This is a genomic window from Acinetobacter sp. LT1 (genome assembly GCF_059800965.1).
This window is the reverse complement of record NZ_JBBAXE010000007.1, coordinates 135,594-156,636: the sequence shown is the minus strand read 5'-3', so window position 1 is coordinate 156,636 and position 21,043 is coordinate 135,594. Positions and strand designations below refer to the sequence as shown.

The window sequence follows — 21,043 nt, the reverse complement described above, 5'->3', positions numbered from 1 at the left end:
GTTGGATATTTACGTATGAAAATCAATCACAACCTAAGCAACCTTTAATTCAAATTGTTGCTCAATAAAATGAATAAACTGCTTTAAATTGGTTCCCCATGTTTCGGGCGACTGGGCAACCAAGTAGGTAGTAAAATGAGCGGATTCAGTATTAAGTTCAAAACAACTTAATGACACTTTATCGACTACTTTGTTTAGATATGACTTTGGCAATAAAGCAAAACCAACGCCTAATTCCACACAGCTTACAATCCCGTCCAGACTGCCCATTTCCATGATTTGTGAAGGCGGAACACTGTGATCATTTAAAAATAACTCGATTGCATGACGATAAGAACAACCTTGTCGAAACGCAATAAATCGGGTCTTTGCAAGCTTGGCAACATCTGGAAAGTGAGTTTGCTGTTTCGGACAAACCAAAACCAATTGTTCTTTCCAAACAGGTAAACTATACAACTCTGGAATTAAATATTTAGAAGCAACAAAAGCACAATCGACCTCTCCTTGCTGCACAGCGCTTAACAAATATCGTGTCGGGTGAGTTTGCAGCTCAATCGGCAAATTCGGATATTGCTGCATACATTGATTGAGTAATTGAGGTAGACGTATTGCTGCTGTCGTTTCCATACTGCCCAAACGAATGGTTTCGTTCGGGTCAATATCACCCTCTTGAAAGATTTTTTTCGCTTTATTATGTAGAGCAATCATTTGAACAGCATAGCTATGCAGCTGTTGTCCAGCATTCGTTAAAGTCACTGGGTTATTACGATTGAATAAAATAACCCCTAACTCTTCTTCAAGCTTTTTCACATGGCTCGTGATATTCGATTGAACCGTATACATTTTTTGTGCAGCCAAGGAAAAACTTCCACTCTCTGCAACAGCTAAAAAAAACTCTAGAGACTTAAGTAACATACCACTATCTCAAAATAAGATAATCACCATCATATTAAATCATTTTTAAAGATTTAAAAACTCGCTTTTAATAATAAAAAAATTGAGCGTCCTCTCATGTCTACGTTTTATCGAATGAGCTTAATTGTCTTTTTGACAACTTGTTTGGGAATTGGTGTTTTTAGATTTTCCTATACTGCGCTTATGCCCATCATGATCGAGCAATACCAATGGACTCACGATTTTGCCAGTTACTTAGGGAGCGCAAATTTATTGGGATATCTGATTGGTGCCTTATTAGCGCTCTTAAGTATTAAAGAAAAGTACATCCCACCCATGATTGTCTTGTCGGCTATAGCTGGCAGCCTCAGCCTACTAGGCTGTTCATTCATGGATATGCCTTTGGTGTGGTTCATTTTTTGGCGTACGATTTCAGGTATTGCTGGCGGCTTACTTATGATTTTGGCGCCTAGCTTTGCAATGAAATACATTCCTATCACGCAAAGATTAAAAGTTAATTTTTTAGGCTTTAGCGGGATTGGTGTCGGCGTTTTATCCGCCACTATTATTATTCCTCTACTTAAAAATATGCCCGTACATTATGTTTGGAATATTTTCGCGGGTCTTTCTCTATTAGGAAGCTTAACTCTTTATCGATTATTAACTCGTAATACTGCCCAGATTATTAAACCGCAATCGACCTCTCTACAAGCCTTACAAAAATCACGTTTAGGCCTTGTCATTATTATTGCCTATATGTGTAGTGCCTTTGCATATATTCCACACTCTTTGTTTTGGATGGATTATTTATCCGGAACTCTGCATTTTCCCCTACAGCAAAGAAATCTATTTTGGGTTCTCTATGGAGTGGGAAGCTGTATTGGTGCACTTGTCGCTTATTGCTTAAGCAGACTAATTGGATATCTACAGGCCATTAAATGGTTATATACCATTTACAGCTTAGCCGTTGTTTTGCCGTTCCTTTCACATACCGCATCTTTACTGGCCTTATCTTCGCTTCTGACAGGCTTACTGACTCCCGCAACCGTATTTATTAGTTCTTATAGTCTGCTACAGATTTATGAGCACCGTTATCAAAAGCTTTGGAGCCTTGCCACCATTGGCTTTGCCAGTACTCAGCTTTTAGGAGGTGTTGTCATTAGTACTTTGCATCATTTGCATTGGTCTTATGCACATCTCTTTCTTTTGGGTGGAACCGTTCTACTCTTTGCAGTTTGCCTTTTAATTCCCCTACGCCCTTCTTTCACCTCAACTTTCGGAGAAACCAAATCATGAAATCTCTGTTCTTCCCGCTATTTTTAATTGCCTTTGTTCTTGTTATTCAGGCCATAGATCAGAGTTATCAAAAGAAAGTCGGCATCACGAAGACCACTAAGCACTCTGAATTTTTACAATAAAAAAAGCCCTCAACCGAGGGCTTTTTTATAGCAGATTACTCTCCCATGTGCTTAATAATCGCATCACCAAACTCAGAACAACGTAACAAGGTTGCTCCCGGCATTAGTCGCTCAAAATCATAAGTTACAGTTTTGGCAGCAATCGCTCCAGAAATCCCTTTAATGATCAAGTCAGCAGCCTCTGTCCACCCCATATCACGCAGCATCATTTCCGCAGAAAGAATAATAGAACCAGGGTTTACTTTATCCTGTCCCGCATATTTAGGTGCGGTACCATGAGTTGCTTCATATACTGCAATAGCACCACCAATATTTGCACCAGGTGCAATACCAATGCCGCCTACTTCTGCTGCCAAAGCATCAGAAATATAGTCACCGTTTAAATTTAGTGTGGCAATCACAGAGTAATCGGCTGGACGCATGAGGATCTGTTGTAAAAACGCATCTGCAATGACATCTTTGATAATGATGTCTTTACCAGTTCTAGGGTTTTTAATTTTAACCCATGGGCCACCATCAATTAGCTCTCCACCGAAACGATCAAGAGCCAACTCATAGCCCCATTCTTTAAAAGCACCTTCGGTGTATTTCATGATATTACCCTTGTGAACCAGCGTCACAGAAGGCTTGTCATTTTCGATTGCAAACTGAATGGCTTTACGGACTAAACGCTGTGTTCCTTCTTTTGAAACTGGTTTAATTCCAATGCCACATCCTTCAGGGAAACGAATTTTTGTGACACCCATTTCTTCTTGAAGGAACTTAATGACTTTTTTTGCCTCTTCAGAATCGGCTTTCCACTCAATACCTGCATAGATATCTTCCGAGTTCTCACGAAAAATCACCATGTCAGTTAATTCGGGGTGTTGAACCGGTGAAGGAACGCCTTCAAACCAACGTACTGGTCGTACGCAAACATATAGATCTAATTCTTGGCGCAAAGCAACGTTGAGTGAACGAATGCCTCCACCTACTGGTGTGGTTAAAGAACCTTTGATGGATACAACAAACTCGCGGAGTGCTTCAAAAGTTTCTTCTGGCATATAGTTGCCATAAATTTTATTGGCTTTCTCGCCGCAATACACTTCCATCCATTCGATTGAGCGTTTGCCACCGTAAGCTTTTAAAATCGCAGCATCTACGACTGCTTTCATTGTTGGTGTAATATCCACACCAATACCGTCGCCTTCAATGAAAGGAATAATTGGATGATTTGGTACGTTCAGTGATAGGTCTGCATTTACTTTGATTTTGTCGCCATCGGCAGGAACCACGATCTTCTGATAACCCATTGTGTAGATTCTCCCTTTTATAATACTTAAATAACTAAAAATAATTATCGATAAACAATACTTTCAACTTTTATTAACGCATAATAGCTTAATCGAATTTAATTCTTTTTGAGATTTATGTGGGAAATAAGCAAATTTCGCACTTAAATATAGCTCAATGTTTTCTCTAGTTATTTGAAAGAAGAAGCCATTTTTTATGAAAATTGTGATTCTCAACAAACCTTATGACGTTCTCTCCCAGTTTCGTAAAGACGAAGCGCACATGACCGTCTCTGACTTTGTTGATGACCCGACTTTGCGCTTGGCAGGCCGTCTCGATATGGACTCTGAGGGTTTAGTTTTTTTAACCGATCATGGTGGTCTGAATCAGTTCATTACCAACCCTGCAAATAAAAAATACAAAACGTATTTAGTTCAAGTTGATGGCGATGTAACCGAAGAAGCGCTTGAGCAACTTCGTAAAGGTGTAGAGCTAAATGATGGTATGACGCTTCCTGCCAAAGCCATTAAAGTCAGTGAACCTGAATGGTTATGGGAACGTAATCCGCCAGTACGTTACCGTGCAAATATTCCAACATCTTGGATTGAGATTTCAATTTGCGAAGGCCGTAACCGTCAAGTTCGTCGTATGACTTCTGCGGTAGGTTTTCCAACTTTACGTCTCATTCGTACTAAAATTGGCTCAATTGACTTAGTTCAACTTGGTCTAAGACCGGGTGATGTAAAAGAAATTGAACCATTACTCTACCCTGACTTTAAAGATGTACCAGCTGAACAGCCTTATCGCTCACGTTCATATGTGAAAAAGCCAGGCGGTACTGGTGGCAAACCAATGGTTCGCAAAAACAAAGATGGTTCTGCGAAAAAGTCTGGTACAAAACGTATCTGGCAAATGGATGAAAGCGAGAAACCACGTCGTAAGACTAATGGTACAACTCGTCCAAATACCAAAGCACCACGTGGTCGTGGCCGCAATGGTCGATAAGATTTAATCTTTTAAAAGCTCACATCAGTGGGCTTTTTTAATATCTTTTTTTAAGAAATAAAAAACCGGTGCATATGCACCGGCTCTTAAGCTATTTACTAACGAGTGAGTAATTAAGCCTCAACTGTTGCAAGAGCTGCATTAAATGTAGCACTTGGACGCATTACAGCATTTACTTTAGTTGGGTCAATTGCGTAGTAACCACCGATGTCCGCTGGTTTACCTTGTACTTGAGCAAGTTCAGCAACAATCTTCTCTTCATTTTCAGCTAAAGCTTTAGCAAGAGGAGCAAATTTAGCTTTCAACTCAGCATCTTCGTTCTGAGCAGCAAGTGCTTCAGCCCAGTAAAGTGACAAGTAGAAGTGGCTGCCACGGTTGTCGATTTCACCAGTACGACGTGATGGAGACTTGTCATTGTCAAGCAATTTACCAGTCGCTTCATCAAGTGTCTTCGCAAGTAACTTAGCACGAGCATTATTTTCTTTAATGCCCATCTCTTCTAAAGATACTGCAAGCGCAAGGAACTCACCAAGTGAATCCCAACGTAAGTGGTTTTCTTCAACAAGTTGTTGTACGTGTTTTGGCGCTGAACCACCTGCACCAGTTTCGTACATACCACCACCCGCCATTAGCGGAACGATAGACAACATTTTTGCAGAAGTACCAAGTTCCATAATTGGGAACAAGTCAGTTAAGTAGTCACGTAAGATGTTACCAGTCACAGAAATCGTGTCTAGGCCACGTACTACGCGCTCAAGTGTGTAACGCATTGCACGTACTTGAGACATGATTTGGATATCAAGACCAGTCGTATCATGATCTTTTAAGTACTTTTGTACTTTCTTGATCAATTCGTTTTCGTGTGGACGGTACGGGTCAAGCCAGAAGATTGCAGGCATGCCTGAGTTACGTGCACGAGTTACTGCAAGTTTAACCCAGTCACGAATCGGAGCATCTTTAACCTGACACATACGCCAGATATCGCCTTCTTCCACATTTTGAGTCAATAACACTTCACCAGTGTCAAGATCGGTAATGTTTGCAATACCAGCTTCTGAAATCTCAAAAGTCTTATCGTGAGAACCGTATTCTTCAGCTTTTTGAGCCATCAAACCAACGTTTGGTACTGTACCCATAGTCTTTGGATCGAAGTTACCATGCCACTTACAGAAGTTGATCATTTCTTGGTAAATACGGGCAAATGTTGATTCTGGCATAACAGCTTTAGCATCATACTGCTTACCATCAGCACCCCACATTTTACCACCGGCACGGATCATTGCTGGCATAGAAGCATCAACGATGATGTCGTTTGGAGAGTGGAAGTTTGTGATGCCTTTTGCCGAGTCAACCATTGCAAGTGCAGGACGGTGTTCTTGACAAGCATGTAAGTCTTCAATGATTTCTTCACGTAATGAAGTTGGAAGAGTTTCGATTTTCTCGTACAACCCAGCCATACCGTTATTAACGTTAATGCCTAATTCGTCAAATAACTTACCGTGCTTTTCGAAAGCTTCTTTGTAATAGATTTTCACACAGTGACCGAAAACGATCGGGTGTGAAACTTTCATCATTGTCGCTTTTACGTGTAAAGAGAATAAAATTCCCGCTTCTTTACAATCATCAAGTTCTTTTTCATAGAAATCACAAAGTGCTTTCTTGCTCATGAACATTGAATCAATGATTTCACCTTCTTGAAGCGCAACTTTTGGCTTAAGAACAATGCTCTTACCACTATTCGTGATAAGTTCCATTTTCACATTACGTGCGCGATCAAGTGTCATTGATTTTTCACCATGGTAGAAGTCACCTTCTTCCATATGTGAAACGTGAGTTTGTGACCACTGTTTCCACTCGCTCATTGAATGAGGGTGTTTTTTCGCATAGTTTTTAACTGCTGCTGGAGCACGGCGGTCAGAGTTACCTTCACGAAGGACAGGGTTTACTGCTGAACCAAGGCACTTACCATAACGAGCTTTGATTGATTTTTCTTCTTCAGTCGTTGGATTTTCCGGATAATCTGGAATTGCATAACCTTTTGATTGAAGCTCTTTAATACATGCAGTTAATTGCGCAACAGACGCACTAATGTTCGGGAGTTTGATAATGTTTGTATCTGGATCTTGTGTAAGACGACCTAGCTCTGCAAGGTTGTCGGATACCTTTTGCTCTTCACTTAGGTAATCAGCGAATTCTGCGAGCACACGTGCAGCTACAGAGATGTCACTTTTAATAATCTCGATGCCAGCTGGCTTGGTAAAGGTCTCAATGATCGGCAGTAGCGAATAGGTCGCCAATAATGGCGCCTCATCAGTCAGTGTGTAAATAATAGTTGACTTTTCACCAGCCATATATAGCCCCTTCCGTTTGATTGAGTGTTGAGGACCGAGCTTGTGGCCCAGTGCCTACGAACCGATATGCTTAAATAAAACCCTGAGAGTATCGGCTCTCATTGTCTTCCAGTCAACGAAATATCCAGTGATAACGACATTTCGCAGCGAAATAATACATAATTTAAATCTATTGATAATATTCCTATACCCAACTTTAAGTAATACATAATTCATCATTACTTTTTTAGGGACTGAATACGATTAAATTACATGAGATATCTTTCAGAGTTCTGACAATTATTATACTTTTCATTCAAAACAAACTCAAAGATAAAACGAATCTCATCGTTTAGCAGCACTTAAAAAATAAAAAACCGACGTACAAAACATCGGTTTTTTATAAACTATTTATTTGTTATTTAAGCTTTTAACCATTTTTCAGTTTTAGCCTGATCTTCAATAATAAGTTCAACTTCAGTTAAATCAGATGTAGCACATTCAACTTCAAAAGATAGTAACTCATCGCGACGGAAAGCAAACACAGTATAAGTACCGCCCTGCTTTGCATACTTCTCAACAAGTTTAGTGGTCGCTTTTAGCCCATCAATTGCAATAATTACATCATTGGCAGAAATACCTGCTTTAGCTGCTGCGCTATCACGGCGAGTACTTTGCACGAGTACACCTTCAGGCTTATCAACAAGTTTCAAACCAAGTGGCAAAGATTTGTCAGTTTTAACTCTATAACTTAAGCCAAACTCAGGGAACAGTTGATCAAGTGGCAATTCATCAGTGGTATTAATCAAATGATTAATTTGTTCAATCCAGCTATCACCCGTCAGTTCTTTACATAAATCAAAAATGGTTCTTTCGTTTACTTGCATACCATTTTGAGTGTTTTCATATAACCGACGCATTAAAGCATCAAGACTAGAACCCCGTAGACGTAAACCTAAATCTAGACATAATGCTACAAGCGAACCTTTATTGTAGTAACTAGTGCCCGCATTATTCGAGTTTTCATCTTGGCGATAAAATTTAATCCACGCGTCAAAACTTGACTCTGCAACTGTTTGAACAAAACGACCTGGGTTTTGCAAATAACGGTCAATTTGTGCTTTGAGTAAATCAAGATAAGACTTCTGAGAAATTACGCCACTACGTAATAAAATCAGGTCATCGTAATATGAAGTAAAGCCTTCAAATATCCAAAGTAAAGAAGTATAGCCTTCTTGATGCAAATTATAGTTTGCAAAGTTTTCTGGGCGGATAAACTTGACTAACCATGAATGAAAATATTCATGACTACATAAGCCTAAAAAGCGTTGATAATCTTTAGAAGGTTCAGTTGGTTCATTCGACTTTGGCAAATCATCACGCGGTGTAATCAAGCTTGTGCTATTGCAATGCTCTAATCCACCATAACTATTACCTGTTGCCATGGTCATAAAGGTATAGTTTTTAAATGGTGCCGAACCGAACATATTTATTTCAGCTGCACAAATCTTTTCAATATCGGCTTTTAGGCGATCAATATTGGTATTGTGCGAACCAGAAATTACGAACTCATGTTCAATGCCGTTCGTCTCAAAACTAAAGCGTGTTTGATCAGCCAATTCAAATGGACTATCGATCAGTTGATCGTAGTGATCTGCTTTTAAAGTAAATCGACCTTTAACTAAGCTTTTTGAAGCTAAGCCTGTTGCTAACTGAAAATGCTTTAATTCATCCGGCAAGAAAACTTCGACTTCACAAGCAGACTGCTCCTGCCCCTCTAACGCTAAACATACACACGCAGGATTAATATATAGACGAGTCTGGTCTACATACGCACCACGGACAGACAAATCATATGCATATACATCATATTCAATCGTCATTAATTCGTGGTCTGTATTAAATAAACGCCAGCGATTCTTGCTCGTTTTTTTAATGTCCAGTAGACGTCCAGCTTCATCATAAGCTTTAACGGATTCAATATGTTTTGAGAACTCTCGAATTAGATAACTACCCGGAATCCACGTTGGTAACCAAAGTTCCTGATTCGGGTTGGCTAAAAAACGAATTGTCACGTGAACGAGGTGCTGTTTGTAATCATCGAACTCAATTTGATAATGCAACATAAATTCTTCAATTTAAAAATAAGAACGGCTTCACATTAGATTATCACTTTTTTGTATCGTCTTGCGTAGATGTATTTTTTGGCAACAATTCCCACTAGCCTTCCACGAAAAAAAGGCATAGCATGCTGTGCATCTGTGTCCCGTATTTGCCAGTGAAAGTTAAGGTCATCCGTGAAATTTTTTCTATCTCTTTTTACCCTCTTTAGTATTTTTTGTACTACCCTAACCAATGCTGCATTACTCAATATTGCACCTGAAAGTGTTGAAGCTGCTGCATGGACTATTGTAGATACTCAATCGGGTCAAATCATTGCTGAGCATAATAGCCATGTTCAACGTGCACCAGCATCTTTAACCAAAATGATGGTTGCATACATTGCCCTAAAAGAGATTAAAGCTGGAAAACTGAAAAAAGAAGAAATCATTACTGCAACTCCAGTGGTTAGTGTTGTGCAGTGGGATGAATCACAAATGTATCTTAAAGCTGGTGAACAAATTTCAGTTGATCAGTTATTGGCAGGTTTAATCGTGATGTCTGCTAATGATGCAGCCGTGACTTTAGCTGAAAAAATCTCTGGTGATGTTCCGCGCTTCGTACAACGTATGAATCAGGAAGCTCAAGCTTTGGGTATGAAAGATACTCATTTTAGTAATCCTGCCGGAATTACGATGCCTGATCATTTCACTACAGCACACGACCTTAGCTTATTAAGTCAGGCATTAATTAAACAAACCCCTGAATATTTACATTATTCAAAAATGCCAAGCTTTAGCTATAACCAACGCTTCCATCATGCGACAAACCTTGCGCTCAAATATGACCCATATGTAGATGGCCTTAAAACGGGATATACCAAAGCAGCAGGTTATAACTTGGCACTCACAGCTTCACGTCCTTCATTCTCATCTGACTTAACTCAAAGACGTTTATTAGTCATTGTTTTAGGTACACCGAGTGCTGTAAAACGCGCTGAGATTGCAGATAAATTAATGAATCTTGCTTACGCCTATACACGTGATGAAGTGATTATTCCTGAGCAGAAATTAATTGCTGAACTACCTGTTGTAAAGTCGACTTTAAAAATGTTTAAGGTTGAAACAAAGCAACCAACAATTGTAACGACATCTTTATATGCAGACCCAGCACCAATTGACTTAAATACTTTTGATAATGTGACTCAACGCGTTCAAGTACTTGATAGCAATCAACAGCTCAATGTGATTACTCCACTTGAAACGACTCAGACCCATGTAAACATTGAACTCAATGAAAAACAATTAACTGCGCCATTAATGAAAGTCGTAAGTTTGGCAACAGTATCGATTTATCAAAATAATCAACTTATCCGCAGTCTTCAAATCGAAGATAACGTACATATTGAAGAAGCCAATATTTTCCAAAAAATCGCAATGTGGTTTTCTAGCCTCTTCTCTATTTTTTCATCAAGTGAACATAGTGCTGCTAAACTCTACCCAGTAGATTCGCACTAAAAACATCAAATTGTGCACAGACGCACAATAATTTTTATAAATAAAAGATGGCATAATTTAGCCATCTTTTTTTATAGAAAAATAATTAGGTGAAAAAAATGACCCAAAATTTACATCATATTGTAATTGTTGGTGGTGGTGCTGGCGGCTTAGAACTGGCAACACAACTCGGTGAAACTTTTGGGAAAAACCGTAAAGCAAAGATTACATTGGTTGACCAAAACCTTACTCATATTTGGAAACCATTGCTTCATGAAATTGCTGCTGGCTCTTTAAATCCACACGAAGAACAAACTAACTATTTTGCGCACTCAGAAAAACATCATTACGAATTTGTGCTCGGAACATTAGTTGGGGTTAATAAAGATAAAAAATTAATTGAACTAATGCCCCCTCAAGTGTCTAAGGATCAACAGAATCATTCGCAAGAGCTAAGTTATGACACACTTATTTTAGCGCTTGGTTCGGTATCAAATGATTTTAATACCACTGGAGTGCGTGAAAACTGCCATTTCCTTGATAGCAGAAAACAAGCCGATATTTTCCAGCAAGATTTATTACATCTTTATATTGAAGCTCAAAATCAACCCAATCAACGAACTTTAAATATTGGAATTGTTGGTGCGGGAGCAACAGGTGTAGAGCTGGCAGCTGAGTTAATTGAAACAACTAAAAACTTTTATCGATATGGTTTAAAGAAGATTCATCCAAACCAAGTCAAAATCACACTGATTGAAGCTTCTGAACGTATTTTACCTGCTCTAAGCGATAAAACTGCTGAACACAGTGCTGGGCAACTCAAAAAAATGGGCGTTGAAATTTTAACTCAACACCGCGTTGAAAAAATTGATGAGCATTGCATCTACTTTAGCAATGGCAACCAACTCAAAAGTGATATTACCGTTTGGGCCGCAGGCGTAAAAGCACCAAAGGTATTAGAAAGTTTTACCGATTTTAAACGCGATAACATTAACCGCCTGATGGTCTATGCAACGTTGCAGACCTATTCTGATCCAAATGTATTTGCGTTTGGTGACTGTGCTCATTGCCAACTTGATGCAAGACATCCTCCACTTGGCCCACGTGCTCAAGTTGCAAGCCAACAGGCCAGCTTCTTAGTTGATGCTATGGCTGCTCGACTAAATGGCCGGTCACAGCCGATGTTTACATTTAACGACAAAGGTTCTCTCGTGTCTTTAAGTCGTCATAAAGCCGTTGGAGAATTACTTGGAGATGTCAGCGTACAAGGCTATATTGCAAAAACAATGTATGTCTCTTTATATCGTTTACATCAAGCAACGATTCACGGATATACTCAGGCTGGACTACTCACAATGAAAGATTTACTTACAAGACGTGTACGTCCAAAAATTAAGCTGTATTAAGTTGAATTTTTTAAGTTCGTCCCTATTTATATAAAAACGCATCAGAAAAAGTGCCAAAGATTAAGATTTTGTAGTCTACAAAATTTATTTTTCACTTTATGATGTACGCTTCAATTGATTGAATGGATCAAAAACATGACTGCTATTGCAAATAACCACGTGGTTTCATTCCACTACAAATTAACAAACGCTGAGGGTGAAACACTTGATCAATCTCAAGGTGAACCACTTGCCTATTTGCACGGTGCAGGCAATATCATTCCTGGTTTAGAAAATGCATTAACAGGTAAAACTGTTGGTGAAAAATTCACTGTTAACGTTCCAGCTGCTGAAGGTTATGGCGAATACAACCCAGACCTAGTACAAGAAGTTCCAGCTCAAATGTTCCAAGGTGTTGAGAACATTCAACCTGGTATGCAATTCCAAGCTCAAACAGATGACGGCGTACAGATCGTTACTGTTAAAGCGGTTGAAGGCGACAACGTTGTTGTTGATGCTAACTTCCCACTTGCTGGTCAAGATTTAACTTTTGAAGTTGAAATCGTAGAAATCCGTGATGCTTCTCAAGAAGAATTAGATCACGGTCACGTACACGGTGCTGGTGGTCATCACCACTAATTCATCTTTAAAGATGATAAGGGCAAAGCTTCGGCTTTGCTTTTTTTATGTATTTATTTTTATATAATATTTTGATAATAATCCTTTAACTCACCTCACTCTATAAGGGCCAATTTTCATGTCAAACGTAAATCAGCTAATTTGGTTTCGTCAAGATTTGAGAGTTCGAGACCATGCTGCTTTATGGCATGCCTCTCAACAAGGGCCTTGTATTGGGTTAATTATTTTATCGCCTGAACAATGGAAAATGCATCACGATGCGCCTATAAAAATTAATTTCTATTTACGTCAACTTCAACAACTCAAAAAAGAACTAGAACAACTTAATATTCCCCTTATTATCCAAGTCATTCCTTACTGGAAAGATATCGCTGATTATATTGGTGAACTTAGCACTCAACTTAATATTGAAAATGTCTATTCAAATATAGAGATCGGCGTTAATGAATTAAAAAGAGATAAAACTGTACAAGATTTTTTAAATCAACAAGGTAAAGAGCTCTTTTTATTCCATGACCGTACGATTTTTCCTTTATGCTCTATTCGCAATCAGTCACAGCAGCCCTATCAGGTTTTCGGTGCATTTAAAAAAGCATGTTATTCAAAATTGGATATCAGTGGTTTACCTCAATGCTATCCAATTCCTGAAAAGCAAAGTAGCTATCCAGCGTCTTTTTCAAAAATAAACAGCTTAACTCTAGAAGATATTGAAGCTTTTTTTGATCCTTCTGTTTCTAAAGAGCAACAAGGCTTATGGCCAGCTGGAGAAAATTTTGCTCTAGAGCAGCTCGACATATTTATTAAAGATCGTTTATCTGATTATAAATTAGAACGTGACTTTCCCAATGTAAGAGGAACTAGCCAACTTTCCCCCTACTTAAACATTGGGATTTTGTCTATCCGCCAGTGCCTGCAAGCTCTTTTTAGGGCTGAACATGGCAACTTTCATTTGACAAATGAAGGCCAGCAGACTTGGTTAGATGAACTCATTTGGCGAGAATTTTATCAACATATTTTATTTGATTTCCCCCATGTTTCTAAACATATTCCGTTTAAAAAAGACACTCAGAAAATTAAGTGGAATCACAACCCAGAGCACCTAATTGCATGGCAAACGGGCCAGACAGGTATACCGATTATTGATGCTGGAATGCGTCAACTTTTAAAAACGGGATGGATGCATAATCGTGTTCGCATGATTACCGCTATGTTTTTATGTAAAAACTTACTCATCGATTGGCGAGTAGGTGAACAATGGTTTATGGAGCATTTAATCGATGGGGATTTAGCAGCAAATAATGGTGGCTGGCAATGGTGTGCTTCTACCGGAACTGATGCCGTACCTTACTTTAGAATTTTTAACCCTATTGCTCAATCAAAGAAATTTGATCCAAATGGAGATTATATTCGTCAATGGGTTGAAGAATTAGCTCATCTAGACAATAAAGCCATTCATGAGCCCTACTCGACTAAAACGAATATTCAGTTAAATTATCCAAAACCAATTGTAGATTTAAAGGAAACTCGTCTTAAAGCAATTGAAACTTTCAAGAGTATTTAAATAAGAATTACGTCTTAAGTGTTTATTTTTAATTAAAAAATAATAACAGTATTTGACTATAGTGAGACTTTGTTCTACAAATAAACATAATAGATACTTAAAAAAGGCCATAAACAACAACAACTTCGCAATGTCTCACATTTAGTAATAAAAGTATAAAAAAATTAACATTACAATAAGGTAGCTATAGCTCACATGCAACAAAAGAACCCTGGAAGAACACTCGTCTTATGGATTATCGCAGCTCATCTATTTATGGGCATGGTGGCGTATGAGTGGTTACCTGTAAGTTTTAGAGGAAGCTGGATTTTTATTCTCATTCTTTTAATTTCTGGAGCTTTTTTACAAGTTGGTGCATCCTTAATTGTGGGCTTACTCGCTTTTATCGGTGTTGCAGTATATTTTCTACTCGACTTAGGGGCTCAGACGCATATTGAACGTCAGCTTCTTTTACTTTTTATTATTCCCCTCATTCCTCTTTTTCTGAGTGCTGTTCGCCATAATATTGAAATTAACGTTCAAAAATACCGCGATATTCAAAGTTATGACCGTAATTATCGCCGTGATATTTTCCCGCTTAGCGCACTCAAGTATTTTCAACGCAGTTTCTTTAAGCTTCTTGATCATCATCACATTCAAGACTATGAAGTCTTTGAAATTAGTATTCTCAACCGAAGCTTAATTAAAGAAATGTTAGGCGACGATGTGTGGAAAACCACTCAAAATGAAATGATTAAAATTTTGAGCCAACATCATCCACAAGAAATCGTTTTCCAGTTTGCTGATGATGATCTTGAAACTATATACAGCATTGTAATTCGCAAGCAAAAAACGGATGAAGAACCTGAATTTATTAAAAAGCTAAAAGAAATTATGACTTTGCGGCTTGAAGTCGAATATAAAGTTATTCAGATTCCACCTGAAGAGGAGATTACTTAATGTCTAATCTTCTTAATATTTGTGGAATTATTATTGCATCTAGTCAGTATCCTGATGCCACTTTACAGCAGTTCTATCGGCAATATTATCATTGTGAGATTAAAACGGAACAAACAAAAACAGAAGTTCAGAGTACCGATGATCTTTCAATGTTTTTTCCATATCAGGATACATGGTGGCCTATCTTTACAATTGACCAGATCAGCTCGGATAGCTTTCAACGACTTATTCATAAAGGGTTCAAGCCTGGCATTATATTGCCGGATGAAGTTTTTAGCTTTTCTCATTATTTCTTGCTCAAAGAAGCAGTCAGCCAAGGTGCGATTCCGATTGCACTTTATAAATCAGAGCAACCTCAATATTTTGCGGCTAAAGCCACATTTTCGACTGCAATTGGGTTGCGCCCAATGGCTGCTTTTGTCTCAACGGGATGGGATGAAAATTTAATTTCACAGACCGCTGGTAGTTATATTATTCAATTTAACCCTTCGCAGCTCCCGTTACCCTCTAGAGAAATTAAGCAAAAACAGCATTTATTTTATTCGGCTAAACGTTTTAACGGTCATATTTCTGGGTATGAAATTATTATTAATCCTCCTGCTGATCTACCCACAACAAATATTCGATATCCTCAACTCGGAATATCTTGGAAATTTAATAAGATTAATTACATAAGTACGCCAGAGCATGTAAAAACTAATTTCCTTGGATACATTTTTATCGGTTTAAGTACTGTTGTAGTTCCACTCGATCTAATTCTGACGAGTACCTACCCTGACCTCCTTGGTACGTTTGGTAGCTATATTTCATGGTTCTCTCTTGTAATCGGGTTGATTTTATTAGTCTTGCTCATCTCGTCTATTATCAGGAGGGTTAAATCAAATGGCTCCCATTGATATTCTCTTCTTATTTGGATTTTTAGGGATTTGGATTCCACAAGCATTTTGGGCGTGGTTAAGTTATCAAGCTTGGAAATATTCAAAAACAGCAGAAAAAGAGTTACAAAACCTTCCAATACCAGAGAGATGGCCCGTTTTGAGTGTCTTGATCCCTGCCTATAATGAAGGTGTTGTGATTGAAGATACTTTGCATGCAATTGCTCAACAAGATTACCCAGCCGAAGCATATGAAGTTTTACTCATTAATGATGGGTCAAAGGATAACACCCTAGAAATCGCCGAAAATTTGGCAAAAATTTATCCTTGCATAAAGATTGTTAATGTTCCTAAAGGAATGGGGGGGAAAGGTAAATCTAGAACGCTTAATAATGGCCTCCCCCATGCTAGAGGCGAATTGATTGTTGTCTATGATGCGGACAGTACACCAGAACCCGATTGTGTTCGCTTGCTAGCTCAAACCCTACTTGCCGATAAAAAATTAGTAGCCGTTAATGGAAAAGTAAGAACACGTAATTGGCAAGATAGTATTTTGACCCGATTTATTGCCATTGAGTTCATCTTTTTCCAATGGATTTTCCAAGGCGGTCGTTGGCAACGTTTTGAGCTATCGACATTAATGGGTACTAACTATGTGATTTGGCGTGATGCTTTAGAAACCTTAGGCGGTTTTGATGAAAAGTCATTGGTCGATGATACAGAAATGAGTTTTAGGATTTTCATTGGTCAAAAACGGATTAAATGGGTGCCCTATGCAATTGGTTGGCAGCAAGATCCTCCATCTCTGAGTGTGTTTGTTAAACAGCGTTCACGTTGGACCCAAGGTAATTTTTATGTGACTCGTAAATATTTACCCGTCGCATTAAGAACGCCTTTTCCTATCGGAATTGAAATTCTTAACAACATTATGTGCTACATACTTTTTGTACCCGCTTTATTCTGGAGTCATATCACGTTAACCCTTGGCATACTTGATATTGCGGGTATTTCAGTTCCAGGCCCATTCACAACTCTATGGGGACTGTCATTTTGCCTATATGTGGCACAAATGTGGTTTACGCTTTCACTCGAAAAAGTTAAACCAGAACTCTACTTTTATTCAGTTCTATCTTACGTAAGTTACTCACAAATATTTCTATTTATTGTTTTTAAAGCCGCATATGACATGCTTAAAAATAAAATACAGGGCAACTCCCTTCAATGGTACAAAACGGAACGTAGCAAGGAGAAAAAATAAATGAAAAAGACTTTTGATCTTTACAAAACAGCTCAAGTGCTCCTTGCCAGCACCAGTCTTATGCTCGCCATGTCTGCTCATGCGTATACATGGGAACTGGACGATATTAGTACTTCTACTAAATACACAGTCGAGCCTCATTTTTTCTATATTGGCAAAGGTGCCCAGTGGCAAAACATTCAATTTTCAAGTGATTATTCCACTGAAAGCGATACAACTTTACTTGTAAAATATGATGATAAACTCATTTATAACACTACCCTAAGTGGGGATGGTCAAGTCAAATTTGATATTCCAGCAAGTCAGAGTGGTTTTCACCGTTTAGATTTTATTATTCAACAATATGCGAAACCGACTACGCTGAATCAAACCAAAGAAACATTCTGTACAGAAGATATTGATCACCTAACTTATTTAAGTAATTCCCAGCTCGACTTTACACCTATTCGTAATGAATATCGCTTAAAAGATTTGCCAGATGCTTTATATAACCCACAAGCGAGACGGCCTACTCCATTTGTTGGTATTTTAAAATACAACCGTAAAGAGATTATAGAAGCCTCCATGCTCGCCAGATTAGCAAGTTCATGGACCTCCATAACACCTGTTGAATGGGTTGATTCAGGACAAACCAATTTAAATCCTGAAACAAACTTTATTATTGAAGTTATTCGCTCAGCAGCACCACTAAAAGGCGGAGCACTAGTACAAATTGCAAAACCTGTAGAAGGTGTGCCTACCTTATCAATTACTTATCATACTCAACAAGATTTAACGAGCGCAGTAAATGGACTAATTAATTCTTCTTATGTACAACAATTGAGTACAGGAAACGCAGTTTTTCCAAATACAATATCTAATCCAACATGGGCTCAATTTAAAAAAATCGATACACTCGCCGATTTAGGTATTCAAGATTTCAGATTAAATCACGCTGAAAAAAACTTATTTCTTGATTTCCCTGCGGTATGGCAACCAACCGATATCTTGCAAGGACAAATCGCACTTCGTATTCAAAGTGGTTTATTACAAGGTTCCAATATTACAGCTTGGATTGATGGAGGACTTGCTGGAAGCATGAAAACAGCCGACCTTGCTTCAGACCCAGTAAACCGTCAGTTCAATATTTTTGCAAAAGCTATTTCTAATACGACAAATTTTAGTCTAAAGCTGGAAAATTCAGTGATAGCCAATTCCCAATGTTTACCTAACGCACATGGTTCACTTTGGATTGATACAGCCAAATCTACTGTAAAGCTACCTCATAAACTTAAAAATGGTGTAGCCGCAATTTCAGTGACTTTAGCAACAACCCCCACAATTGCGGTTGATGGTCAATCTGGTGCATTAAATATCGCGATTGTGTTAGGTCAAACTGCGAAAAAAATGCTTTTAACCCAAGCACCAATGCCTCTCAACCTAGTCCGTTATTCACCGAGCGCGCCACAATCTGTAAATGTCCGCGTTAACAAAGATATTTATCAACAACAAGTACTAATGCATCAGGATATTATTTATGCACCTGCTGCCCAAAATGGTTTTATTGTCAGTTATAACAATAACCGCTTTGATGTGATTACCGACTCACAAGGTGGCGCACAAACGTTTATGCACCTTTGGGAAAAAATACAACATAAAATTCCAAACAACGTGACGAAAATGCTGGTTTCAGAAAATGGAAATATCTATGTTTTACAAAAACTCATTGTCGGAAATCAAAAGGCGCCTCTAGTCCAACAGTCTTCTTTCTTCTTATTAGTTGTGATTATCTCTGCAATTATGATAATAATTATCTTCTTGTGGTACTGGTTAAGACGAAATAATGAGAAAACAGATACCAATTAAAATAGCTGCTTTTATTATTTTAATTATATGTAGTGTCATCGTATATGCGGGGCTTTTCAAACATCAAGGTCAAGCCCCTCATATTGAAGGTGTTTTCTGGCAACCTGACAATAACACTACTCCTCCAGAAGGAAATTGGCACTATTTAGGTGTTGATACATTTGTTCCCCAATGGTCTGTTGTTGAATCTAAATCTTGGTGGAAAGAATCAAATTTTCCACAATGGGAAAAAGCTATTAATTTAGAAAAGATTAAACAAGAACCTTGGGCAAAAAATCTCATATTGGGCTTAGCCGGTGAATATAATGAACCTAAAGCTCGGGCTAATGTCATTGAATTAGGCGAAAAATCTGCCCAAATTATAAAAGAGCAAAAAACAGCATTTAAAGGTTATTACTTTCCGGTAGAAGCAGATCCAACTTGGCTACGAGTCAGTGCTTTAGGTCATGTGTTATCGAAGCTTCCTTCACCAGTCTGGGTGAGTATTTATAGTGGCGAAACTGAGCCTGAAAATTATGATTTATGGGTTAAAAGCTGGCTGCCTGACCATACGGGAGTTTTTTTCCAAGATGGTGTTGGCGTAGGCGTTCGATCACCTAAACAGGCCAAACATATTTTAGATCAGCTTGAAGATAAACTTGGAAAAGACAAAGTAATTATAGTATTAGAAGCTTTTAGAGTGAAAAAGAATGGGCAATTTAGAGCCGCATATCCTTGGGAAATTATTTCTCAGCTAAAAGCATATGAAGGTAAAACTGTTTATATTTTTGATGGTCCTCATTACATGAGCCGCTGGTGCGTTAATATTGTGAGCTTATGGTACCGCCTCACTTATGGTCATGCCAACAAAACCATAAATGAGACGAGATCCTTAAATCATGATTATGCCAATTCATAAGATTTAGCAATTTGATTGAGAATACGTTGAGCTGCTTGCCCATCGCCGAATGGGTTTTCTACATGCGCCATTTTTTCATAGTGCTGTTGGTCAGTGAGTAACTTTTCAGCTTCTTCAATAATTTTTTCTTGATTTGTCCCCACCAAAACGCCTGCCCCCACCTCAACCACTTCTGGTCGCTCGGTAGTGTCCCGCAAGATTAAAACTGGCTTATTAAATGATGGACTTTCTTCTTGTAAGCCTCCCGAATCCGTCAAAATAAAAGTAGATCGGTCTATCACTGCCAATAGACTTGGGTAGTCTAATGGTTTAACAAGATGAATTTGGGAATGGTCTTTAAACTTATCATGGACTACGTCATGGACGGCTGGGTTTAAATGTACAGGCCAAATGAAATGTAAATCAGGATGTGCTTGAGCTAAGTGCTCAACCGCATTGCAAATATTTTGAATTCCACCGCCAAAATTTTCACGACGGTGGGCAGTAATAAGTACTACTTTGTCATCTTGCTTTAATTGAATTCCATAAGGTTCAAGCCGGTTCTTCAAATCAGATTTTTCAGCAATTAATTTACGCCCTAAATACACCGCATCAACAACTGTATTGCCTGTAACCGTAATGAGCTCTGACGGAATTTGTTCATTGAGTAAATTTCTTTTTGATTGTTCAGTCGGGGCAAAATGCCATTTAGTAATACGTGAAACCAACTGACGATTTCCCTCCTCTGGAAAAGGATGATCTAAATCATAAGAACGTAAACCAGCTTCAACATGCGCAACAGGGACTTTCATTGAAAACGCGACTAAGCCAGCTGCTAAAACAGTTGTTGTATCACCCTGAATAACAATTGCATCTCGTTTTTGCCCATCAGTGTATACATTCTCGATTTGGCTCAAACCATGAATTAAGAGCTGATTTAAACTTTGTCCAGCATTCATAATTTTAAGACGGTGGTCAATTTCAACCCCAAAGAAATCTATCGCATCTCTTACTAGTTCGTCATGCTGTCCAGTAAAAATCACTTCAACTTGAAAGCGAGGGTCTTGTTTTGCCAATAAAATAACAGGGGCAAGTTTGATTAATTCAGGACGGGTTCCAAATACAATAGATATAAAAACTTTATTCACT

The 21,043-nt window shown here is 38.4% G+C and carries 17 protein-coding genes; 12 read left to right on the top strand and 5 right to left on the bottom strand.

Going from position 1 to position 21,043, the window contains the following annotated elements:
• Nucleotides 1–33: 33 nt before the first annotated feature.
• Entirely contained in the window at nt 34–915 is an 882-nt protein-coding gene (locus WBW42_RS09100; protein ID WP_032055242.1) for a LysR family transcriptional regulator, read from the bottom strand.
• 96 nt (nt 916–1,011) lie between these two features.
• On the opposite strand from WBW42_RS09100, the gene WBW42_RS09095 reads away from it, so the two are divergent.
• Together WBW42_RS09095 and WBW42_RS09090 are read left to right on the top strand one after the other, a co-directional pair.
• A complete protein-coding gene (locus WBW42_RS09095; RefSeq protein WP_032055241.1) occupies nt 1,012–2,190 on the top strand; it encodes a YbfB/YjiJ family MFS transporter in 1,179 nt (392 codons plus the stop codon).
• Nucleotides 2,187–2,312 (top strand): hypothetical protein, encoded by a 126-nt coding sequence (locus tag WBW42_RS09090; RefSeq protein WP_080776957.1) that lies wholly within the window; start codon nt 2,187–2,189, stop codon nt 2,310–2,312. Before WBW42_RS09095 ends, WBW42_RS09090 begins: the two co-directional genes overlap by 4 nt.
• 35 nt (nt 2,313–2,347) lie before the next feature.
• Here WBW42_RS09090 and icd read toward each other — a convergent pair whose 3' ends face one another.
• A complete protein-coding gene (icd, locus tag WBW42_RS09085; protein WP_284105565.1) occupies nt 2,348–3,604 on the bottom strand; it encodes an NADP-dependent isocitrate dehydrogenase in 1,257 nt (418 codons plus the stop codon).
• Between the two features lie 196 nt (nt 3,605–3,800).
• Between icd and WBW42_RS09080 the strand changes: the two genes are divergently transcribed.
• Nucleotides 3,801–4,589 carry an rRNA large subunit pseudouridine synthase E gene (locus WBW42_RS09080; RefSeq protein ID WP_005067912.1) on the top strand — a complete coding sequence of 263 codons (789 nt, stop codon included), beginning with the start codon at nt 3,801–3,803 and terminating at the stop codon, nt 4,587–4,589.
• A gap of 113 nt (nt 4,590–4,702) precedes the next feature.
• On the opposite strand, the gene WBW42_RS09075 is transcribed toward WBW42_RS09080, so the two are convergent.
• Both WBW42_RS09075 and WBW42_RS09070 read right to left on the bottom strand, forming a co-directional pair.
• Nucleotides 4,703–6,940 (bottom strand): NADP-dependent isocitrate dehydrogenase, encoded by a 2,238-nt coding sequence (locus WBW42_RS09075; RefSeq protein ID WP_002118624.1) that lies wholly within the window; start codon nt 6,938–6,940, stop codon nt 4,703–4,705.
• A 401-nt stretch (nt 6,941–7,341) separates the two neighbouring features.
• Entirely contained in the window at nt 7,342–9,045 is a 1,704-nt protein-coding gene (locus tag WBW42_RS09070; RefSeq protein WP_032055240.1) for a M61 family metallopeptidase, read from the bottom strand.
• A 171-nt stretch (nt 9,046–9,216) separates the two neighbouring features.
• On the opposite strand from WBW42_RS09070, the gene WBW42_RS09065 reads away from it, so the two are divergent.
• From WBW42_RS09065 to WBW42_RS09025, 9 genes are all read left to right on the top strand, one after another.
• The gene (locus WBW42_RS09065; protein ID WP_032055238.1) at nt 9,217–10,536 is read left to right on the top strand and encodes a D-alanyl-D-alanine carboxypeptidase PBP6B; all 1,320 of its coding nucleotides are present in this window, start codon (nt 9,217–9,219) and stop codon (nt 10,534–10,536) included.
• A 98-nt stretch (nt 10,537–10,634) separates the two neighbouring features.
• The gene (locus WBW42_RS09060) at nt 10,635–11,921 is read left to right on the top strand and encodes an NAD(P)/FAD-dependent oxidoreductase (RefSeq protein WP_005067905.1); all 1,287 of its coding nucleotides are present in this window, start codon (nt 10,635–10,637) and stop codon (nt 11,919–11,921) included.
• A 135-nt stretch (nt 11,922–12,056) separates the two neighbouring features.
• Nucleotides 12,057–12,539: an FKBP-type peptidyl-prolyl cis-trans isomerase gene (locus WBW42_RS09055; RefSeq protein ID WP_002118581.1), complete on the top strand. Its 483-nt coding sequence runs from the start codon at nt 12,057–12,059 to the stop codon at nt 12,537–12,539.
• A gap of 118 nt (nt 12,540–12,657) precedes the next feature.
• A complete protein-coding gene (locus tag WBW42_RS09050; protein WP_002118715.1) occupies nt 12,658–14,100 on the top strand; it encodes a cryptochrome/photolyase family protein in 1,443 nt (480 codons plus the stop codon).
• Between the two features lie 195 nt (nt 14,101–14,295).
• Nucleotides 14,296–15,039 carry a hypothetical protein gene (locus WBW42_RS09045; protein WP_032055236.1) on the top strand — a complete coding sequence of 248 codons (744 nt, stop codon included), beginning with the start codon at nt 14,296–14,298 and terminating at the stop codon, nt 15,037–15,039.
• Nucleotides 15,039–15,935, top strand: coding sequence for a hypothetical protein (locus WBW42_RS09040; RefSeq protein ID WP_002118561.1), 897 nt, complete (start codon nt 15,039–15,041; stop codon nt 15,933–15,935). The genes WBW42_RS09045 and WBW42_RS09040 overlap by 1 nt, the downstream gene beginning before the upstream one ends.
• Nucleotides 15,922–17,172, top strand: coding sequence for a glycosyltransferase family 2 protein (locus tag WBW42_RS09035; RefSeq protein WP_002118919.1), 1,251 nt, complete (start codon nt 15,922–15,924; stop codon nt 17,170–17,172). Before WBW42_RS09040 ends, WBW42_RS09035 begins: the two co-directional genes overlap by 14 nt.
• On the top strand, nt 17,173–19,017 hold the full coding sequence (locus WBW42_RS09030) for a hypothetical protein (RefSeq protein WP_032070357.1): 1,845 nt from the start codon (nt 17,173–17,175) through the stop codon (nt 19,015–19,017).
• Nucleotides 18,995–19,915 (top strand): hypothetical protein, encoded by a 921-nt coding sequence (locus tag WBW42_RS09025; RefSeq protein WP_017386261.1) that lies wholly within the window; start codon nt 18,995–18,997, stop codon nt 19,913–19,915. The genes WBW42_RS09030 and WBW42_RS09025 overlap by 23 nt, the downstream gene beginning before the upstream one ends.
• Here WBW42_RS09025 and wecB read toward each other — a convergent pair.
• A complete protein-coding gene (wecB, locus tag WBW42_RS09020; protein WP_032006957.1) occupies nt 19,900–21,042 on the bottom strand; it encodes a non-hydrolyzing UDP-N-acetylglucosamine 2-epimerase in 1,143 nt (380 codons plus the stop codon). The genes WBW42_RS09025 and wecB overlap by 16 nt on opposite strands.
• Nucleotide 21,043 lies beyond the last annotated feature (1 nt).